We start from the raw sequence: 17,144 nt of genomic DNA, 5'->3' as shown, positions 1-17,144 counted from the left end.
CCTTTTTTGTGTTTAAAATAGGGATTGTTATTGTTTTGATCTACAGGGTTGTATTGTTGTTGTTTTGATCGAGTACAAATAATATCCCTATAAATAGTGATTGATTACCTCGTTTAAAGACCTTAGTTTTGGATTGAAATTAGTTGATAAGCCTTGTGCTTTGATCTATATTATGTAATTCTATAAACTATAGTATCATGGGAAAAACTGCAATTATTTATGGATCTACTACTGGCAACACAGAGAGTGTTGCGGATCTGATTGCTGAAAAAATTGAAGGAGCAACTGTATTAAGTGTTGGTGATTTTGATCCTTCTGATGTGGACTCTTACGATAATCTAATTCTTGGAACTTCTACATGGGGCGCTGGGGATCTTCAGGATGATTGGGAAGAAAAACTAGATGATATTGCATCGGCCTCTTTCGAAGGAAAAGTGGTTGCATTTTATGGACTTGGAGATTCTGATAGTTATGCCGATACTTTTGTAGACGGTATGGGAAAGATATATGATGCTATCAAAGATAGTGGTGCGACTGTTGTTGGTAGTGTTGCAGCGGATGGTTACTCTTATGATGAATCGGAAGCAGTGGTCGATGGTAAATTTGTTGGATTGCCATTAGATCAAGATAATGAAGAGGATCAAACAGAGGGTCGTATCTCTGCTTGGGTAGAAAGTTTTTTGTCGTTATTGAAGTAGAATTTGCAGGTTGAAGCCATTGAAGAATCTTCTTTTATGGCTTCTTCTATTCATTATTAAATATTTCGTTATGAAGGTATTTGTTCATCATGTATATGAGTATAAGAAGGGGCTTAGAAATTTAGTTTTACACACGATGTCTACTTCGATGGTTTCACAGGCAGTGGCACGTTTACAGAAAGGGGAGATTGATTTTTATATACAACACGTGACAGCGACCAAATGCAATATCTTTTTTGGAGCCAAAGAGTGTGTGGAGATTGTGAAAAAGATCTGTATAAGACCCTTGAATGAGTTGAGTGCTGAAGAGGATTTTATGTTAGGGATTATGTTGGGCTACGATCGTAAGGTTCAGTGTGAGAGGTATCTATCTCGATCAAGTATGCTTAATGCCATTGCTTCCTAAAGTGAGGTTATAGCCTTTCTTCTTCTTTAATAATAGTTCGATTTCCATCTATATTTATTTTACCTTTCTCGGAGGTGGTCGTTCTTTTTGTAGATTAACAGGGTGTAACATCCTCGTTATATGGTACTCTTCTTATTCCATTACAATTCATTCTATCGTGCCCAATGAGGGCAAACACATGTGTTTACCATGGTGTGTCAATATGTTGTATGGTTCTGACATCGCAATATTGGGCACATTATTGTGTGATATGATACAAGGTCGTGCCGTTGTCTCTACAGTAGATGCAATTCGTATTAAAAAAAATATGTGTTAATCCCTTCCAATCTGTGGCAATAATCTTGGTGTCTTTGTCGTATATTTTGGACAGTTCCAAGTGTTTGCCATGATATGTCTGTCCAATGTTTTACCCTAGTGTTCGTATTGGTTGACGTTCACGATTGTTGCCACAACACCTAGGAATCTCAAAGCTCCCGCTTCGTGATTGCACGTGACCTCGTGCAATATATATCTTATTCAATATACTGATGTAACTAACGGAAGCAGGAGCTTCCTATCTCCCAGGAGTTGAAGCATCAATATGTTGTTACATCATTGTTGTTTCGTCGAAATGTTGCCACAGCACCTGGGAACCTCGAAGCTCCTGCTTCGTGATTGCACGTGACCTCGTGCAATATATATCTTATTCAATATACTGATGTAACTAACGGAAGCAGGAGCTCAATGTCATTAAGTTAAGCTTTAATTATATTGCATCTCTTTGATTCGTAAGTGTTTTTGGACGTTTTCTGTTATCAAATTTTCTAGTGTCTCGCTCATTTTTTCTATTCGGTCGTATAGGAATTGTGTGTTTTTTTAATAGTTCTTTAATCTGAAATATCGTTTTGGACATTTCTTGTTCTGTAAAGAATATCTCAATGATTCTATTCTTCAAGATTCCATAGGATACATTATTGTTTACTTTGTAATTGTATTTTTTAGTCCCTTTCTGTTCTTTTAATTCATCATTAATCTCTTCGATTAATAAGGTTTGGATATTGCTAACAAAAATGGTGGAATAAAAATCTTGTAATATCACTTGTTCTGAGTTCCCTGAAAAGTTTCCAACCTTCAGTTTATTCTTCAATTCATTATAAAAAATCTCCACATTCCATCTCTTGAAATACAGGTCTTTAAATATGTTATTTCTATACTCATCTTTATCAAGAAGAGAACTTATAAGAATTTCAACAGTGCCATTTGGCAACACAACTTTATTCATGCGTACAATGATAGTTTCATCACCAGTGTAACCTTTTTCTTTTAAACATGTTATACTTGGAGATAATTCAATCAACTTTGTTTTATCCGTACTATTCAAAAACTCTTTTGTTTCTTTATTAAAGTTCGTTTGAACTCGAAAAAGAAAGTCAATATCCCTTTTCTTATGTTGATACATCATATCAAAAGAAGGATAGCCTCTGTCATATAAAATAAGATCACCAGGAGTTGCATGCTTTATATGATCAATCGCTAAATCTCGTTCTGTTCTAGAAAGTGGCTGAAGTGTTGAATCAATAACAAATCCATTTAATACATCATATAATAAAGAAACTCTTCCCTGAATAATAGGTTCTTTTGTATGTGGTTGATTAGATCCAAAGACTTCCATTAACTCTTTGGTATTGGGTAGAGTTAGAAGCGATCCATCTACTGCAAGGACTCTAAACTTATGCCATTTCTTATAAGTATTATCAGTATAAAATTCATCAGTAAGTTTCTTTGATAAAACATCAAACACCTTGTAATCAATCTTTTTTCTGCTTTGAACAAATGCACTCTTGGTAAAATGATCATCTGTTTTAAGTTTTTTGTCTTTGTTAAATACACCAATGATATTATCAATTTCAATAGATAGTGTCTTGGTAATTCTATTCATTAAAAAGAGAAGTATTTTCGGGAATTTTAATTTTCTATTTCTTGTAAAATCTTTGTCGTTCATTCTATATTGATTCTGTAATTCATTCGAATATATATATTGCATTATCTTTTTCAATATGAACTCAGGTGTTTTTTTTACCATGTCTATGTTGTTGATTATGAGTGTAATATACGAAATATTTATCATAATGACAAACCAAGTCATTGATAATCAACATATTACTTAACTTAATGACATTGAGCAGGAGCTTCCTATCTCCCAGGAGTTGACGCATCAATCTGTTCCTACATTGATTTGTTGTTACATCCTTGTTTTATCATCAAAATGTTGCTTCAACACCTAGGAACTGTTGTTTCAGTCAGGTGACTGTATTCGATACGGCCCTGTACTTCGACAAGCTCAGTAACCTAAATATCGAAGGGCTTCGTGGTATTATTTCATTCGTTTCTTCAACCAACAAAAATCTGTGTTCATCCTTTCCAATCTGTTCAATCAGTGGCAATAATCTTGGTGTCTCAGCGTCTTCGTGGTGAATCAATTTTACCATGATGCGTCAATTTGATCAAAAAAAAGATGGTTGATTTAAATGTATCCCATTTAATCAACCATCATATCTGTCGGCTATAGAATAGATCTATAGTTTATTGAAATTCAATCTTCTTTAGTTCTACCAACCACTCAGGAAGCTCACCCAAACGAAGTTTCAGTTGCGATTCATATAGAGATTCTGGTTTTACAGGAGTACCATGAGATTCATCGATCTTCACTTGAGAACTTTTAAAAGTAGTCCCTGCACCATGGAATCCAACGATTGTTGGAGGAAGGAGTTTCCAGAACCATGTCTTTGAAGACCAAAACTCAAAGTCTTTGTCTGCGGTATCTGTCTCTTTGAAGTTCCACAAGATAAGATCTTCCATATGGTTTGGAAGGTTTTGTCTTGCGCCACCTGCACGTCCTAAGAAGAATCCTCCTTCTACGCAATCAAATAGCGTTGCTCTTGGTTGCGATGCATGCGACTCGAAGCTTGTCTTGTCTGTATAACGAACTCTCCAGATTACAGTACCTATTGCTGGTCCTGCAACACCTGGTGCATGCCATTGAGAAGATTGGTCATCAATCTTACCTAAGAAAACACGTGAAGAGGCGCTGGAGCCTATCGAGCTATGTCCAGGTGTTCCAGTAATTACACAGTTTACTACAGAGATGTTTGCCGACCCTGAAACATGAGCAATACGGTTAAAGTCTTTAAAAGAACATCTTCTCATATAGCTATTCACAGTTCTACCAAGTTTCACCCCTGAATATCCACCATCGTGGAAAGCATTTTTATGGTGAACGAAATTTTCGTGCCAATTACCTACGAAAGCAATATCTTCAACACCCACTTCAGAACTACAAGCAAAAGTATACAGTTTCCAGTTATGTTTGGCTTCTACTCGATGCATTACTGGCTCATAGAAAGTGACTTTGTTTCCGTTGATCTCTTTGATCTGGTGGTACTCTTTAATATAGATACCTTTCTTCTCTGTGATCGATTTCCACTTTTTATCTACTTTACAACCACACATCTCATGCTTAATAAGCTCAGGGTCTTTATTGCTAAGATTGATAAACACCCATTGGTCTTTCTTTAGGCCTTCTGTTCTTGCAAGCTCGACTGTTTTGTCTCCTCTTTTAAGATCGTTTGCAATATTTGAAATATAGGTATCTTTTCCTCTTGCCGAGAACTCAATAAAATAAGGACATGTCCATAGTTTATTTGGATCTAATGGTGGAAGGTCTTTTGCAAAGTATATTTTTGTTCCCCCTTCATGAGATCCACTACCTCTTAATACGATCTTGTTTCCTCTAATTTTTATCGGAGTTGTAGGGTCTTTTTTCTCTTGTAGCCTATATTCTCCTGGAGGAAAGAAGATGATACCAGAACCATTCTTCTCTGCCGCACGTATTGCCTTCTGTACCGCTTTTCGATCAGAACGCTTATCATCAGGTTTGGCTCCATATTTGGTCACATCAAACACCTTGTAGTCTGCATCCTGTATAGCCTTTTCTCCTCTATGGTATCCAGCGTAGCTAAAATCCGGTAGCTCAGTCTCTTGCTTTAAGGACTTTTGTTTTACGTATTTTTGCCACGTTGGACTCTCTTGAGCTATCGTCATTGTGGAAAGTCCAAGAAACAATCCGCAATATATAAGTATACTTTTCTTAATCATTCTGTGTTTTTTTATTGTCTATATTGTGTTCTAAATCTCTTTGCTGTATTACAAATATAGAGAACTAAAATTTTCGTTTTGTTAAAAGATGTTCTAACTCTCTTTCCCCATAAGATAAATGCACAAAATTGTACAATTAGTCCCTGTTTTAAGCATTATGGTGCTTGTTTTGTATCTTAATACAGAGATTTGAGAGAGAATAGTGCCTTCACATTGATTTGAACTACTGACACGAAATAGACGATTTATGGGGAATCTTTACCATAATATATCCCCTCTCAGGGTGATATCATGGCAAAGATATAAGGTTTTATAATAGGGGAGATGCGCTTCAACAAGAGGCATAATGCCCCCGTCGTTATGGTGCTACGTTACAATGAAAGATATTACTCTTAAAGTAGATACATAGAGCCAATACTCGGTTTTATATTTGCACCTATGAATTAATCTTCAGTGTACTATAACCATTGCTCTTCTTTTGTAGCGATATCTGTGTGGTAATTCTCTCTTTAATCTCTTTCACATGACTAATGACGCCAATGGTTCGATTCTGCTCCATCTGAAGCCTTTCTAATGCAGTGATGGCAATATCCAAAGCCTCTTGGTCTAGTGTCCCAAATCCTTCATCGATAAATAGCGATTCCACTTGTGTCTTTTTGCCAGCCAATTCGGATAGCCCAATAGCCAAAGAGAGGCTCACAATAAATTTCTCTCCTCCAGATAGCGTTTTTACTGCTCTTGTTACATCGCCATGGTAGGTGTCCACGATAAATAGATCGTCCACCTTATCATTCCTTTGGTATTCGATCCAGTATCTATCCGAGAGGTTTTTCATATGACGATTGGCATGAAATAGTAGTTTGCGAAGGGTTAACTCTTGTGCATACTTCGCAAACTTATTTCCATTGGCATCTCCGATAAGCTCTACTAAGTTACGCCATTTGTTGGTTTCTCTCTCTTGATTTCCAATATCCTCTAGGAGTACTTTTGAGTGGATACTTGCTCTGTTGTTCTCCGTTAATTTATTTTCGATGATTCCCAGTTCCTTCGTCTTTTCATTGATCTCCTGTTGCAATGTCTTATCCAACATCAGCAGCTCTTGAAGACTCTTAGAAGAATCTATCTGTTTCTCTATTCGAACCAATTGTTCTTTGCAGCTACGTGTGGACTCCGTCAAGGTCACTTGCTCTTTGACTAGAAGTGATTCACGTTGTACTAGGGTATCATATTGGGATGGTTCTAATATCACTCTTTTCATCTCTTCTATTGCAGTGTAACCTAGTGTTTTGGCTCTTTGAAGAAGCTGCTTCTCTCTCTCTTGATACTGCTTTTCTATCTCTACCTTATCTTGTAGAATCTCTTTAACTCGAATGGAGACTCTTTGGATGTCAGCTTTTACCTGCACCTCTTGTTTTTCTAAAAGAGACAGTTTCTCACGCGAGCTCTCCTTTTTCTGTTCCGATTCAAGTCTCTCCTTCTGGGGATCTCGCTTTTGAAATAGCGATTCTCTTTCCAAGACCATCTTATCGTATTTCTCTTTATGTATTGCAAACCGCTTGCCCCCCTCCTCTGTCTGAATCTTTGCTAAGTTGAGCTCTTTAATTTCGGTCTCCTCTCTGGTGATAAGATTCTGTAACATCGTTTGGAGTGTTTCAATCTCTCGATGTAGTTGTTCGTGCTCTGCAACGCGCTCTTTTGCTTTCTTGACCGCAATGCCTACGCGCTCTAGTTGGCTGTCCAAAGAGACTTGTAAAATCGATTCCAGTTGTATCAGTGTTTTGTTGACTTGATTAAACTTTGTCACCAAATCGTCGATAGTTTTTTTGCGATCACGAATCTTGTGTAAGTTGTTTAGAGAAACGTGTAGTTGGTTCAACTTCTCAAGCGAGCCTTTCATACTTTTGATTTTCGTATTAGACTCTTGGCTATCTAGCAACTGCCATGGTTGAGACAAATGGATATGTTGGATCTCCTCTTTTATTGAGGCAATCTGTCTCTGGCTATCCGTTATATTTTGATTCTTCAATGTGGCACTTGTTCTCTCTTTGGTCAAAGTATGCACCAATTTTGTTTGATCTTCAGAAGCTTTAACAATCCGCTGCTTCGTTTCAGAGATGCTTCTAGTGGTTTCATCCAACTTATTTTGCGGCATCTCTTGGACATACGGATGAGACAGTGATCCACAAAGAGGGCAAGGGCTCTCCGGAGTCAAACTATCTCGCACCACTTCGTAGTTAGACTCAAGGACCTCTCTCTCTCTTCTTTTTTCTAGCTCTTCAAGGCGCAGTTTCTCTATTTCTAACTGCTGTCTGATCTTCTCCGTCTCTATTTCTAACTGAGTACAATGTAATTCAGAGGCCTTGACAAGCTTTTTATCCTCCTCTATGGCTTTGACCAACGTTTCTGTTTGTTTACGGTAGTCCGTATATTTTAATAGTGCATCTATCTCTTTTTGAATCTGCTCTTTTTTCAGATTGATGGTCTCAAAGGTATGTCCTTGAAGCTGCTTTTCTAAAGTCTCCACATAATCATGTGCTTTCTGTTGTGAGGAGTGAAGCACTGTCAGTTTTCCTGTAATCGTTTTTTCGGACTGCAGTGCCAACACTGTTTTACTCTCGCCCTCTTTTTTGTAATAACTTTGAATCTCTTGGTTGTCGTTTGTCAGTTGTGTCTCTAGGGATTCAACCAAGAATATTTTTTGTTGAAGTTCCTCTACCTGTTTCGACTCTTTGCGCTTTTGTAAGAGCACCTCTTTCTTCTCTTTGGCTTTGAGAATATCTTTTTGAATTGTCTCTACCTTTTGCTCTCTCTTTCTATATCCCTCTTCCTGACTTTTTTGTTGTGTATGCAGTGTAATCAAGGATTCCTTTGCTACTTTAATATCTTGATCAAACTCTGTTACTTTAGTCCATATTGGAGTCATCTTCTTCTCATTCTCTACCGTCTCCTTATAGCAAATCGTTGCTTCCTCTAGATGTTTGGATACTCCTTGAAGTAACTCTTTTTTCTCATTCTCCTCTTTCTGCTGGTTTGCACTCTCTTTAGATAATTTATCTATATGGTCTTTATCTTGATGAAGCTGGTGGATTTCAATAATATGAGGTTGCACTCTATTATGTGCTGTAATCATTTGGCGACTCTCTTCGAATGCTGCCACTTGGTCGTTTAGTTTGAGAGTCTTCTCTTGTAGTCCCTTTTGTAGAGTCAGCGCATCCTCTTTTTGTCGATGCAAGTTTTGTTGATCTTGATATCCTTTGAGCACCTCTCTTTTTTTCTCTAGCAACCCTTCATGGCTCTTTTTCTCTTCAGTATAAACCTTAAGCTCTTCAGGAGATAGAATATTTAGTTTCTCTAGTTCTTGTCTCTTCTTCTCTAAATTTAGGCTCTCTGCTTTATGTCTATCGAAAGTCTCGATACCAATTTTACGAAACACTTCCGTCCCTGTTATCTTCTCTAACAGCTCCCCTCGTTCGTTTGGACCTGCTTCGATAAACTTCGTAAAAGCTCCCTGCGATAGCATCATCGATCGATTAAACTGGTCAAAGCTTAGTCCAATGATACGACTGTTTTCTGAAGGTACCGTACTTCTCTTTTCAGATATAATCACCGAACCATTCTCTTGAATCTCCGATAGCTCCATCTCATAATCTCTCAAGTTACCAGTTCTAGTATGAGAGATCATCCATTTCGAACGATAGGTGGTTCCCTTCACTTGATATGTTACCTCTGCTAGTGCATTTTTGGCATTCTTGGTCATGATAGATCCAAAAAGATCTATAGCACTTTTGGATAATCTTCCTGTTCTTGGTGTTTGGTTGTATAGTGCCAAACAGATGGCGTCGAGGATGGTGCTCTTACCTGATCCTGTGGGGCCTATGATTGCAAAAATGCCAGTGTCTGATAGTGGCTTTTGATCAAAGTCTATGGAGTGTTTTCCTTTTAACGAGTGAATATTCTCGATGGTTATATTGATAATACGCATGATCTAATCGAGTAGGGTAGGGTTATTAGATATTAATTCTTTTAAAGTCTGCATCAAAGGCTCTCTCTCTTCGATATGATGATCCATCAGGAGAGAATCGAATACCTCTTCTACACTCATCTCACTTAGATCACGTGCATACTGTTGTGCCTCTTTACGTTTCGAATGGTTCGACTCAAAACGAAGACTCTCTTTGATAACCTTATATTGTTCGTTTTCTCTTTCTGTTTCTAGCCACTGCTCATAAGCTACAATTATATCGGGGTGGTATTGCGGTTCCACTATTTGTACTTCAAACCAATCTTTACGCGAAGTCTCTTTGGTATGTTGGGAGAGTGTCTCTTTCACCTCCTCTAGGGTTCCTTTCACTCTTCCCCATTTACGTAGTTTCGGGACGTCCTTGGTGGTTACCGACATCTTATTGTCTTTGTCGATATCTATCAGAACTACCTGCTTGGTGTCTCTATGTTCTGAAAATGAGAGAGGGATAGGAGATCCACTATAACGAACTTCACTGTGACTCTTAATCTTCTGTGGTCGGTGGATATGTCCTAAGGCAAAATAGTCGATCTCTTCAGGAAAAAGGTTGGCATCTATGCCTTGTAGTGTGCCGATATGAATCTCTCTTTCACTTTCCGATGTCGAGGCTCCAGTAACCAACAGGTGTCCCATGGCTAAGATGAATGGACTGCTCTCTTTTTCTTGAAGAACATGATCTACAGCTTGGCGATAGTGTGCGACTATTCCTGCTTCTGTCGCTTTCATTTTATCTTCGAATGACTCTCCTGGAAGCGACTGTCTGATATCTCGATCTCGAAGAAATGGTGTCGCAATGATTGCAATCTCTTTCTCTCCATTATCTATATAAAAAATTTCTTGATCTAAAGAGTTAGGCATCCCTCCAACAACATCTATCTTAAACTGTCGAAGGAGCTCTTTAGGAGCATTTAATGTGCTTATCTGATCGTGATTACCACCTGTGATAATGATGCGCTTACAGTGGCTCTCTTTAAGTTGTAGGATAAAGTCGTAGTATTGTTGCAACATGGCATTGGATGGATAGCCTACATCAAATATGTCCCCTGAAATAACAAGAAGGTCTACCCGTTCTGATTCGATCACTTGCATCAACCATTGAAAAAAGTGGAGGTGTTCTTCCGTACGTTCTTGTTGGTGTAGCTTATGACCAATATGCCAATCGGATGTGTGAAGTATCTTCATATAGAAAGGTTATAAAAAAAAAGATTACTACCACATTGATTCTTTACGAGCCCTGTGACAGCAATCTTACTTTTAATCGAAACTAAAAAATAGTGTTATCCCATTACGACTCCATCTCTCTCTTTAAAGCTTCCAATTTGTCATTTTGGAATGGATGGTATGTCTGCGTTAATGGATTTAATGAAATTATGGTGTAGACTTGTTCTACACGAATATCGTCTTTCTTTAATGACAAGTGAGTGGCGATGGTGTTAAAAATTAACTGCTCATCTCGCTTCTCTTCTGTGATCTTGATAATAGCATCAATTAGTGGAGCAACCTCTTGGTATCCTACCGTATTCTCCATTACTTGTGCTACGTGCTCAATGATTTCGTTCACCATCTCTTCTTGTACATCAATCTTCTTTGCCATGATATTTTTATTTGCAAATTAGTAAAAATAGATAGAAACCATGAAATATACTTAGTTTTTTAGTCCCTCTTTTTGTGTTATGATCTTCTCTAACATCTTGCGATATTGATCTGCAGGATAGGAGTATTTAATAGCGAGTGCTTTATTGATCTGCTTCATGGCCTCTTTTACTTCTCCTAACATCTCATTACAAACTGCGAGATTGTATAGAATAACCGCTTTTTTCTTGATGAATTTAGGGTTATCTAAACACTTTAGGTAGTACTCTTTTACCTCTTCCCATTGAAATTTCTTTGCTTTAGGAAAGATATGACTCTCTTCGTATATTTTATTTATAGCAAAGAGGTTTCGTGTACTATTGTTCCATTGAGGTATAAATTTCTTTACCACATCCTCACTACTCACATATGCGATATTCTTTACCATCTCATAGTATGGAGGAACTTTCTCTAGAACCTTACTTAAACCACTCCCTTGAGATTCCCAATAGAGACTCGACTCTTTGTTTACACTGATCAACATCTCCTTTTTCTCTAGATCATAGTATTTCCAAACAGCTACATATTTACCCTGTACTTCGTAGTTGCGATATCCCCCTTGATATTGATCGTTATAGATATCTCCTTTAAGTTGGGTGATGATCCCCTCTAAAACCAATGCTTTTGAGGCATGATATTTTGCCTGTAGAAATAACATGTCTGTCTTAGAGAGTTCCGGTTTGATGATCTTCGAGGGATCATTGGTTAATGTATCATATCGAAAACTATTCAAATCTAAAAGGACATCTTTGTTCTGCTTATATAACTGGTCAGCCATGCTCTGTGTCGCAATATCCGTAAGCATAGGACAATTGATAACGGTGTCGGTTTCTAAGTGATTCTGAATAAAAAAGCCTTGGAGCGCAAGAGAGTCTAGATCCCTTGAAAGATAGTTATTTCCTCTATTGATTACTAAAATAACATTATCTTCGATCGGAATCATGCCCTTCGAATCCTCCATCAACTGTATCGGAATCTTACATACTGTTTGACACGATGTAACAATAAGGCCAATGGCAATAAACAATATTGACTTAAGTATACTACTCATATTCTATTCCATATATAATCTGTAAATATAGTCATTATAAATTAAATTTATTCTCTATTTTAACCTGTCTGATATCACAATATCATTAGATATTTCTTTTGTTAGCTTTTTTTACGTATTATATTCGCTGAATAAAAAGTCGAAACAAAGATTTCTTACTACTTTTGTTTGGATGTATTGTCTAATGTTATAAACGAATAGATCATGATCAATCATACTGTATTATTCAAAGTCCAAGACTTTGATACTCCTAAGGATAAGCAAGATGCATTACTCGAGATCAAAGAGTCTTTGATGGGCTTAGATGGCAAAATAGAACAGTTGAAACACATTGAAGTCCAACTTCATCATACTTTGAATAGTGACTCTTTTGATTTGGCTTTAATAACACATTTTAACACGTTGGCGGATGTAGATATTTATCAAGTTCATCCTCTTCATCTTGAGGTTGTGAAGGTCGTGAAGAAATATGCTGTTGGACGTGCATGTGTAGATTTTGAATTTTAATTAAAACTGGATAAATGGACAGCAATAAAGGATTGTATCCTATCAAATTTACCCCTATTCTTAAAGATAAGATTTGGGGAGGAGACAAATTAGAGTCAATTTTAGGTAAAAAGATTGCACCACTTCCTAATGCTGGAGAGTCTTGGGAAATCTCTGGTGTCGAGGGAGATATATCTACCGTAGCAAATGGTTTCCTTGCCGGAAACAATCTTCAAGAGTTGATTGAGATCTATATGGGCGAATTGGTAGGAGATAAAGTCTACGAAAAGTTCGGTACAGAATTTCCTCTTTTGATTAAATTTATCGATGCGAATGATGACCTATCTATTCAAGTGCATCCAGATGATGAATTATCTAAAGAGAGACACAATGCCTTCGGTAAAACTGAAATGTGGTATGTTGTTCAGGCAGATAAAGACAGTACTCTTATCTCTGGTTTTGCCAAAGAGGTGACCAAAGAGGAGTATGTGTCTGCTGTGGAAGAGAATACTGTGATGGATATGCTAAACACGGAGACTGTAACGGCTGGAGATGTGTTCTTTATGCCTGCGGGGCGTGTGCATGCTATTGGTCGAGGTCTTTTGGTTGCAGAGATTCAGCAAACTTCTGACGTAACTTACCGTATCTATGACTTCAATCGTAAAGATGCGCAAGGCAATGGTCGTGAACTGCATACAGAGCTTGCTGTGGATGCGATCGACTTTACAAAAGAAGATAATTATAGAACAGAGTATAACGCAGAGAACAATGCTTCTACTGAGGTTGTTTCTTGTGAATACTTCACTACCAACGTGATGAATTTCGACCAAAAGATCGAGAAAAACTTCAATAAGCTTGATTCTTTTGTAATCTATATGTGTCTAGAAGGAGCATATACTATTACATGGGAAGAGGGAACTCTTGAGATTGGTTTAGGCGAGTCTATTCTTGTCCCTGCTTCTTTAGAGAACTTTACTCTTACTCCTAAGGGCTCTACCAAATTATTAGAAGTATACCTGAAAGATTCTGAGAAATAATAGTCTTTCAATAAGAATAAAATTACTATTTTTAAAAAGAGATACTTTTTGTATAAGTATCTCTTTTTTTAGTTTTTATTAAATATTGTTTTAGATGGATAAACAAGTTGCTTTAACTCTCTCTAGCGGTGGCGCAAGGGGAATAACCCAAATTGGGGTAATTCAAGAGATCCTTGAGCGTGGTTATACTATAAGCTCTATTGCTGGTGCGTCTATTGGTGCTGTGGTTGGCGGTTTGTATGCTGCTGGTAAATTAGACGACTATACAGAGTGGATTTGTGACCTAGATCGGATGGATGTGTTTCAGTTAATGGATCTAGACTTCTCTGGACAAGCTGGATTAATCCAAGGGAAAAAAGTGTTTGGACATTTAGAAGATTGGGTTCAGGATATTGATATTGAGTCTCTTCCAATTTCATTCGTTGCAATTGCTAGCGATATGATCAACCGAAGAGAGATTATTTTCGATAAAGGTGATCTGTTAACAGCAATGAGAGCATCTGTAGCAATACCCGGCTTCTTGACTCCTGTACTACATGAAGACTCTACTCTTTTTGATGGAGGAGTGTGCAATCCAATTCCTGTTAATCGTATAATAAAAGAGGATCATCATCTTCATGTGGCTGTCGACTTAAATGCATTTGTCACCACAGAGAAAGACAATATAATGCGTAATATGATCCAAGAAACAGAGGAGAAAACAGCCCCTTTTCATCTTGAAGGCCCTGTCTTTGATAAGGTATTTACTCTTTTCAATAAGTATTCGTATATCTTTGGAAAGTCTAATGACGATGACAAACAGAAGAAATCCGAAACACTCTCCTATTTTTCCACTTTAAATCATATGTTTGATATGATGCAGGAACAACTGTCTGGATATATATTGAAGGATTATCCACCAGATGTATTGATTAAAATTCCACGTGATCTTTGTGGTACTTTTGAGTTTAATAAATCACGTGATCTTATCGAAATAGGCAGATATGCTGCACGGGAAGCTTTTTATGCGATCGAAAAGAAAAACTTATAGTATTCTCTAATAAGAGCAACAGGTTGATTCTATTAGATGTGTCGATAGAAAAAAGAAATTCTTCATCCCCTTTACGATCTAATGGTAGGGGATGAAGAATTTTTTTTATGTATACAAATCCTCACTTTGCCTCTTGAAATGAATCTATAAACCCCAAGAGGAACATAAACTAGAAATTGGATAGAACCTAATAGGAACTCTTTTCGATTCACTAGATTGCAAAGGTAAACTTATGAAATAACTCATTGAGGAAAAACCATGCGGATTCAACAGAACTAACTCTAGAAGAATGAGACATTTGTGTGTTCGCAATTAGAATGCTGTAAATTGTAACAAAAAAAACATGCCACCGAAACAAGTTACTTGTACAAATTTGTCTTTATTGTATCCATACTATCGTTAGCAAATTGTAACACAAATCATTGATTTGTCAATCAAAGATATCCTCTATATGAAAGTGGTTGAATCATGTGAAGTGTGTCGCTGAATTTCAACTTTATAGAGACTCCTTGTGTGGGGACCTGAATAAATCGTTTAGGTCACTTTAAAAGTGCTTTCATAAGGGATTCATTCGTACTTTGTTCATGGTTTGTTCATGGTTTGTTCATGGTTTGTTCATCGATTCTCCATCGATTTGATGGACAAACCATGAGGCAGCCATGAGTGATGTATGGACAAAGGAACTGTCAAACAGGGGGCAAACAAGGAGCAATAAAAGAGTGTCTCCTCATTTTAGGACTGTTTGACAAGGTCCAGAAAAGAGTGTAAGTTCTAAAGTAGTGATGGTATAAATAGGTCTATTACCCCCTTAATTACCTTTTGAACTGTAACTTGATTTCTGGAAAGGGTGTTGATTAAAACAATCTCTTATCGAAATCTATTTGGAATTAGAAGGATTGTGTTCCTCTAACATCTTGTCAATAACCTCTTTGGTCTCTTTCATCAACTCCGGAAGAGAACCTGACTGGATAGATGGAGCAAAAACAATAGTCATTTCTGTTCTCCATTTACCCATTTGCTTTAGAAAGTGAGGAATAAAAGTGGCACTTCCTGTCCACGAATCTTTCGGGTTATGATAGATGATAGAAACCGGTGTCACAGGTGCCTCCAACTCAGTTGCTACTTTAAAAGAACCTCTCTTGAATGGAGCAGTTTTATTTCCTGCATTGGTTTTCCCTTCAGGGAAAAGAATAATACTATTTCCTCCTTCAAGCTCTTCTTTTAGTGTACGCATCACCTTTATCATGGAGGATGCATTTCCTCGATTAACCAAAATCATATTGATCATTTTTGCAGCACTCTTCACAATAGGCCATTTTCCAATCTCTTGCTTGGCAATAATAGAGTAACGTCCTTGTGCCAATAGTACAAAGATGTCTAAATACCCCTGATGGTTTGCCATCACAATTCCTGCACTTTTTGGTCTATCCCCATAGTACCTGATTTTAATGTTTAATAGCCATAGCGATGCATTAGCCCAAATATAACTAACACTCTGTCCAATTTTTCTGTTTTTCCCACTTATATACCATACAAGAAGACCTGAAAACACAACTATAAAAGATACGATGACCAACAATATAAGTCGTAGTGTCGACAGGATGTAAACAAAGATATTCATCATGTAAAAAAGTAATTAAATTTTATTAATAGTTAAAAACTCTTCCATTTATTGGGGTGGGGATAGTATTGATACGCAAAATAGCGTCTTTATTTTCCCCCAATATTATAAGAATCTTAACTTATAACTTAGATTCTGTTTTTTTTACAAAGATATACTTATATTTCTTTCTACATTTGTGCTACAAGTTTTTTTATGATGTGTCGTTGCAATGAACATTTTGTTATTGTAGCTGTACAATAATTGTAGTCTATTTTATTTTTTTTAGAAAGAAACGATGAAGATACGTTTAAAAATCTTTTCTGGTTTTATTATCATGGCACTTTTAATGGTTGCCGCTGGGGCAATTTCAGGAATTGAATTTTCAAAGATTGGTGTATCCATTAACAGGATTTTGAGCCAAAATAACACGAAAATTAAAGCTTCTAACCAGATGCTAACGAGTCTTGAAAAGCAAAATGAAGGTATCTTGTTAATCTTGCAAGGACAATGGAGTGTTGGATATGAGGACTTTGAACAGGGTGGTGACTCTTTCTTAGAAGCTTTAAATATTGTCAAAAAAGATACTATTAGTAAAGTGGAAAGACAGAGTGTTGAAAATCTTGCAATCTTTATCGATGATCTAAATATGATGAAGGACTCCACTCTTTTTAATCGTAAAATTGCTACTTTGGAGTGGTACTATCAGAACCCATATCCTCTTTTAACAAAGATGACACACGAGGTGATTAAGATTCAAAAGTATAATCAAAATGCGCTTTTTAAAACTTCTACTGGTCTAAAAGAACGTGCTAAGCGTGCTATTGTTCCTGGAGTCGTGGTTGTGGTTGCTTTACTTCTCTTTATCTCTGTATTCTCGTATCTAGTGAACCATTTCTTTGTGGAACCAATTATACGTATTAATGATAGAGCCAATGATAACCTGAGATATGGTCGGCCTTTTGATGTGAATATCCAAACAAATGATGAATTGCGTAAGTTGGCTGAGGTGATTAAGAAACTAACCAATAAGAATCAATAGTACAGTT

Annotated in this window: 13 protein-coding genes; 6 read left to right on the top strand and 7 right to left on the bottom strand. The window is 37.0% G+C overall.

What is annotated here, in order from left to right:
* The first annotated feature begins 197 nt into the window (after nt 1–197).
* Complete coding sequence (gene fldA / locus K4L44_09700; protein ID QZE12861.1) at nt 198–698, top strand: flavodoxin FldA; 501 nt, start codon at nt 198–200, stop codon at nt 696–698.
* A gap of 70 nt (nt 699–768) precedes the next feature.
* Entirely contained in the window at nt 769–1,104 is a 336-nt protein-coding gene (locus tag K4L44_09695) for a DUF2023 family protein (GenBank protein QZE12860.1), read from the top strand.
* 745 nt (nt 1,105–1,849) lie between these two features.
* Here the strand turns inward: K4L44_09695 and K4L44_09690 are convergent.
* The 6 genes from K4L44_09690 to K4L44_09665 all read right to left on the bottom strand — a co-directional run bounded on the left by K4L44_09690 (nt 1,850) and on the right by K4L44_09665 (nt 11,942).
* Nucleotides 1,850–3,127 carry an IS4 family transposase gene (locus K4L44_09690; protein ID QZE12859.1) on the bottom strand — a complete coding sequence of 426 codons (1,278 nt, stop codon included), beginning with the start codon at nt 3,125–3,127 and terminating at the stop codon, nt 1,850–1,852.
* Between the two features lie 539 nt (nt 3,128–3,666).
* A complete protein-coding gene (locus K4L44_09685) occupies nt 3,667–5,238 on the bottom strand; it encodes a DUF4955 domain-containing protein (protein QZE12858.1) in 1,572 nt (523 codons plus the stop codon).
* 436 nt (nt 5,239–5,674) lie between these two features.
* Nucleotides 5,675–9,220 carry an AAA family ATPase gene (locus K4L44_09680; protein QZE12857.1) on the bottom strand — a complete coding sequence of 1,182 codons (3,546 nt, stop codon included), beginning with the start codon at nt 9,218–9,220 and terminating at the stop codon, nt 5,675–5,677.
* A 3-nt stretch (nt 9,221–9,223) separates the two neighbouring features.
* A complete protein-coding gene (locus K4L44_09675; GenBank protein ID QZE12856.1) occupies nt 9,224–10,441 on the bottom strand; it encodes an exonuclease SbcCD subunit D C-terminal domain-containing protein in 1,218 nt (405 codons plus the stop codon).
* 103 nt (nt 10,442–10,544) lie between these two features.
* Nucleotides 10,545–10,853 (bottom strand): hypothetical protein, encoded by a 309-nt coding sequence (locus K4L44_09670; protein QZE12855.1) that lies wholly within the window; start codon nt 10,851–10,853, stop codon nt 10,545–10,547.
* A 51-nt stretch (nt 10,854–10,904) separates the two neighbouring features.
* Nucleotides 10,905–11,942: a hypothetical protein gene (locus K4L44_09665; GenBank protein QZE12854.1), complete on the bottom strand. Its 1,038-nt coding sequence runs from the start codon at nt 11,940–11,942 to the stop codon at nt 10,905–10,907.
* A 204-nt stretch (nt 11,943–12,146) separates the two neighbouring features.
* On the opposite strand from K4L44_09665, the gene K4L44_09660 reads away from it, so the two are divergent.
* The 3 genes from K4L44_09660 (at nt 12,147) to K4L44_09650 (ending at nt 14,495) form a co-directional block, all read left to right on the top strand.
* A complete protein-coding gene (locus K4L44_09660) occupies nt 12,147–12,449 on the top strand; it encodes a Dabb family protein (protein ID QZE12853.1) in 303 nt (100 codons plus the stop codon).
* 14 nt (nt 12,450–12,463) lie between these two features.
* Nucleotides 12,464–13,465, top strand: a complete 1,002-nt coding sequence (locus K4L44_09655; protein ID QZE12852.1) for a class I mannose-6-phosphate isomerase — start codon at nt 12,464–12,466, stop codon at nt 13,463–13,465.
* Nucleotides 13,466–13,559: 94 nt separating this feature from the next.
* Entirely contained in the window at nt 13,560–14,495 is a 936-nt protein-coding gene (locus K4L44_09650) for a patatin-like phospholipase family protein (GenBank protein QZE12851.1), read from the top strand.
* 877 nt (nt 14,496–15,372) lie between these two features.
* Here the strand turns inward: K4L44_09650 and K4L44_09645 are convergent.
* Nucleotides 15,373–16,119: a 1-acyl-sn-glycerol-3-phosphate acyltransferase gene (locus K4L44_09645; protein QZE12850.1), complete on the bottom strand. Its 747-nt coding sequence runs from the start codon at nt 16,117–16,119 to the stop codon at nt 15,373–15,375.
* A gap of 274 nt (nt 16,120–16,393) precedes the next feature.
* Between K4L44_09645 and K4L44_09640 the strand changes: the two genes are divergently transcribed.
* Entirely contained in the window at nt 16,394–17,137 is a 744-nt protein-coding gene (locus K4L44_09640) for a hypothetical protein (protein QZE12849.1), read from the top strand.
* Nucleotides 17,138–17,144: the final 7 nt, after the last annotated feature.

Source organism: Prolixibacteraceae bacterium (assembly GCA_019720755.1).
In the GTDB taxonomy this organism is placed as follows: Bacteria; Bacteroidota; Bacteroidia; order Bacteroidales; family Prolixibacteraceae; genus Halosquirtibacter; species Halosquirtibacter laminarini.
This window is presented reverse-complemented; position numbering and strand designations above follow the sequence as displayed.

Excerpts from the sequence above, each read along its gene's own strand:
- fldA (QZE12861.1), top strand. The coding sequence starts at position 198 with ATGGGAAAAACTGCAATTATTTATGGATCTACTACTGGCAACACAGAG.
- K4L44_09695 (QZE12860.1), top strand. The coding sequence starts at position 769 with ATGAAGGTATTTGTTCATCATGTATATGAGTATAAGAAGGGGCTTAGA.
- K4L44_09690 (QZE12859.1), bottom strand. The coding sequence starts at position 3,127 with ATGCAATATATATATTCGAATGAATTACAGAATCAATATAGAATGAAC.
- K4L44_09685 (QZE12858.1), bottom strand. The coding sequence starts at position 5,238 with ATGATTAAGAAAAGTATACTTATATATTGCGGATTGTTTCTTGGACTT.
- K4L44_09680 (QZE12857.1), bottom strand. The coding sequence starts at position 9,220 with ATGCGTATTATCAATATAACCATCGAGAATATTCACTCGTTAAAAGGA.
- K4L44_09675 (QZE12856.1), bottom strand. The coding sequence starts at position 10,441 with ATGAAGATACTTCACACATCCGATTGGCATATTGGTCATAAGCTACAC.
- K4L44_09670 (QZE12855.1), bottom strand. The coding sequence starts at position 10,853 with ATGGCAAAGAAGATTGATGTACAAGAAGAGATGGTGAACGAAATCATT.
- K4L44_09665 (QZE12854.1), bottom strand. The coding sequence starts at position 11,942 with ATGAGTAGTATACTTAAGTCAATATTGTTTATTGCCATTGGCCTTATT.
- K4L44_09660 (QZE12853.1), top strand. The coding sequence starts at position 12,147 with ATGATCAATCATACTGTATTATTCAAAGTCCAAGACTTTGATACTCCT.
- K4L44_09655 (QZE12852.1), top strand. The coding sequence starts at position 12,464 with ATGGACAGCAATAAAGGATTGTATCCTATCAAATTTACCCCTATTCTT.
- K4L44_09650 (QZE12851.1), top strand. The coding sequence starts at position 13,560 with ATGGATAAACAAGTTGCTTTAACTCTCTCTAGCGGTGGCGCAAGGGGA.
- K4L44_09645 (QZE12850.1), bottom strand. The coding sequence starts at position 16,119 with ATGATGAATATCTTTGTTTACATCCTGTCGACACTACGACTTATATTG.
- K4L44_09640 (QZE12849.1), top strand. The coding sequence starts at position 16,394 with ATGAAGATACGTTTAAAAATCTTTTCTGGTTTTATTATCATGGCACTT.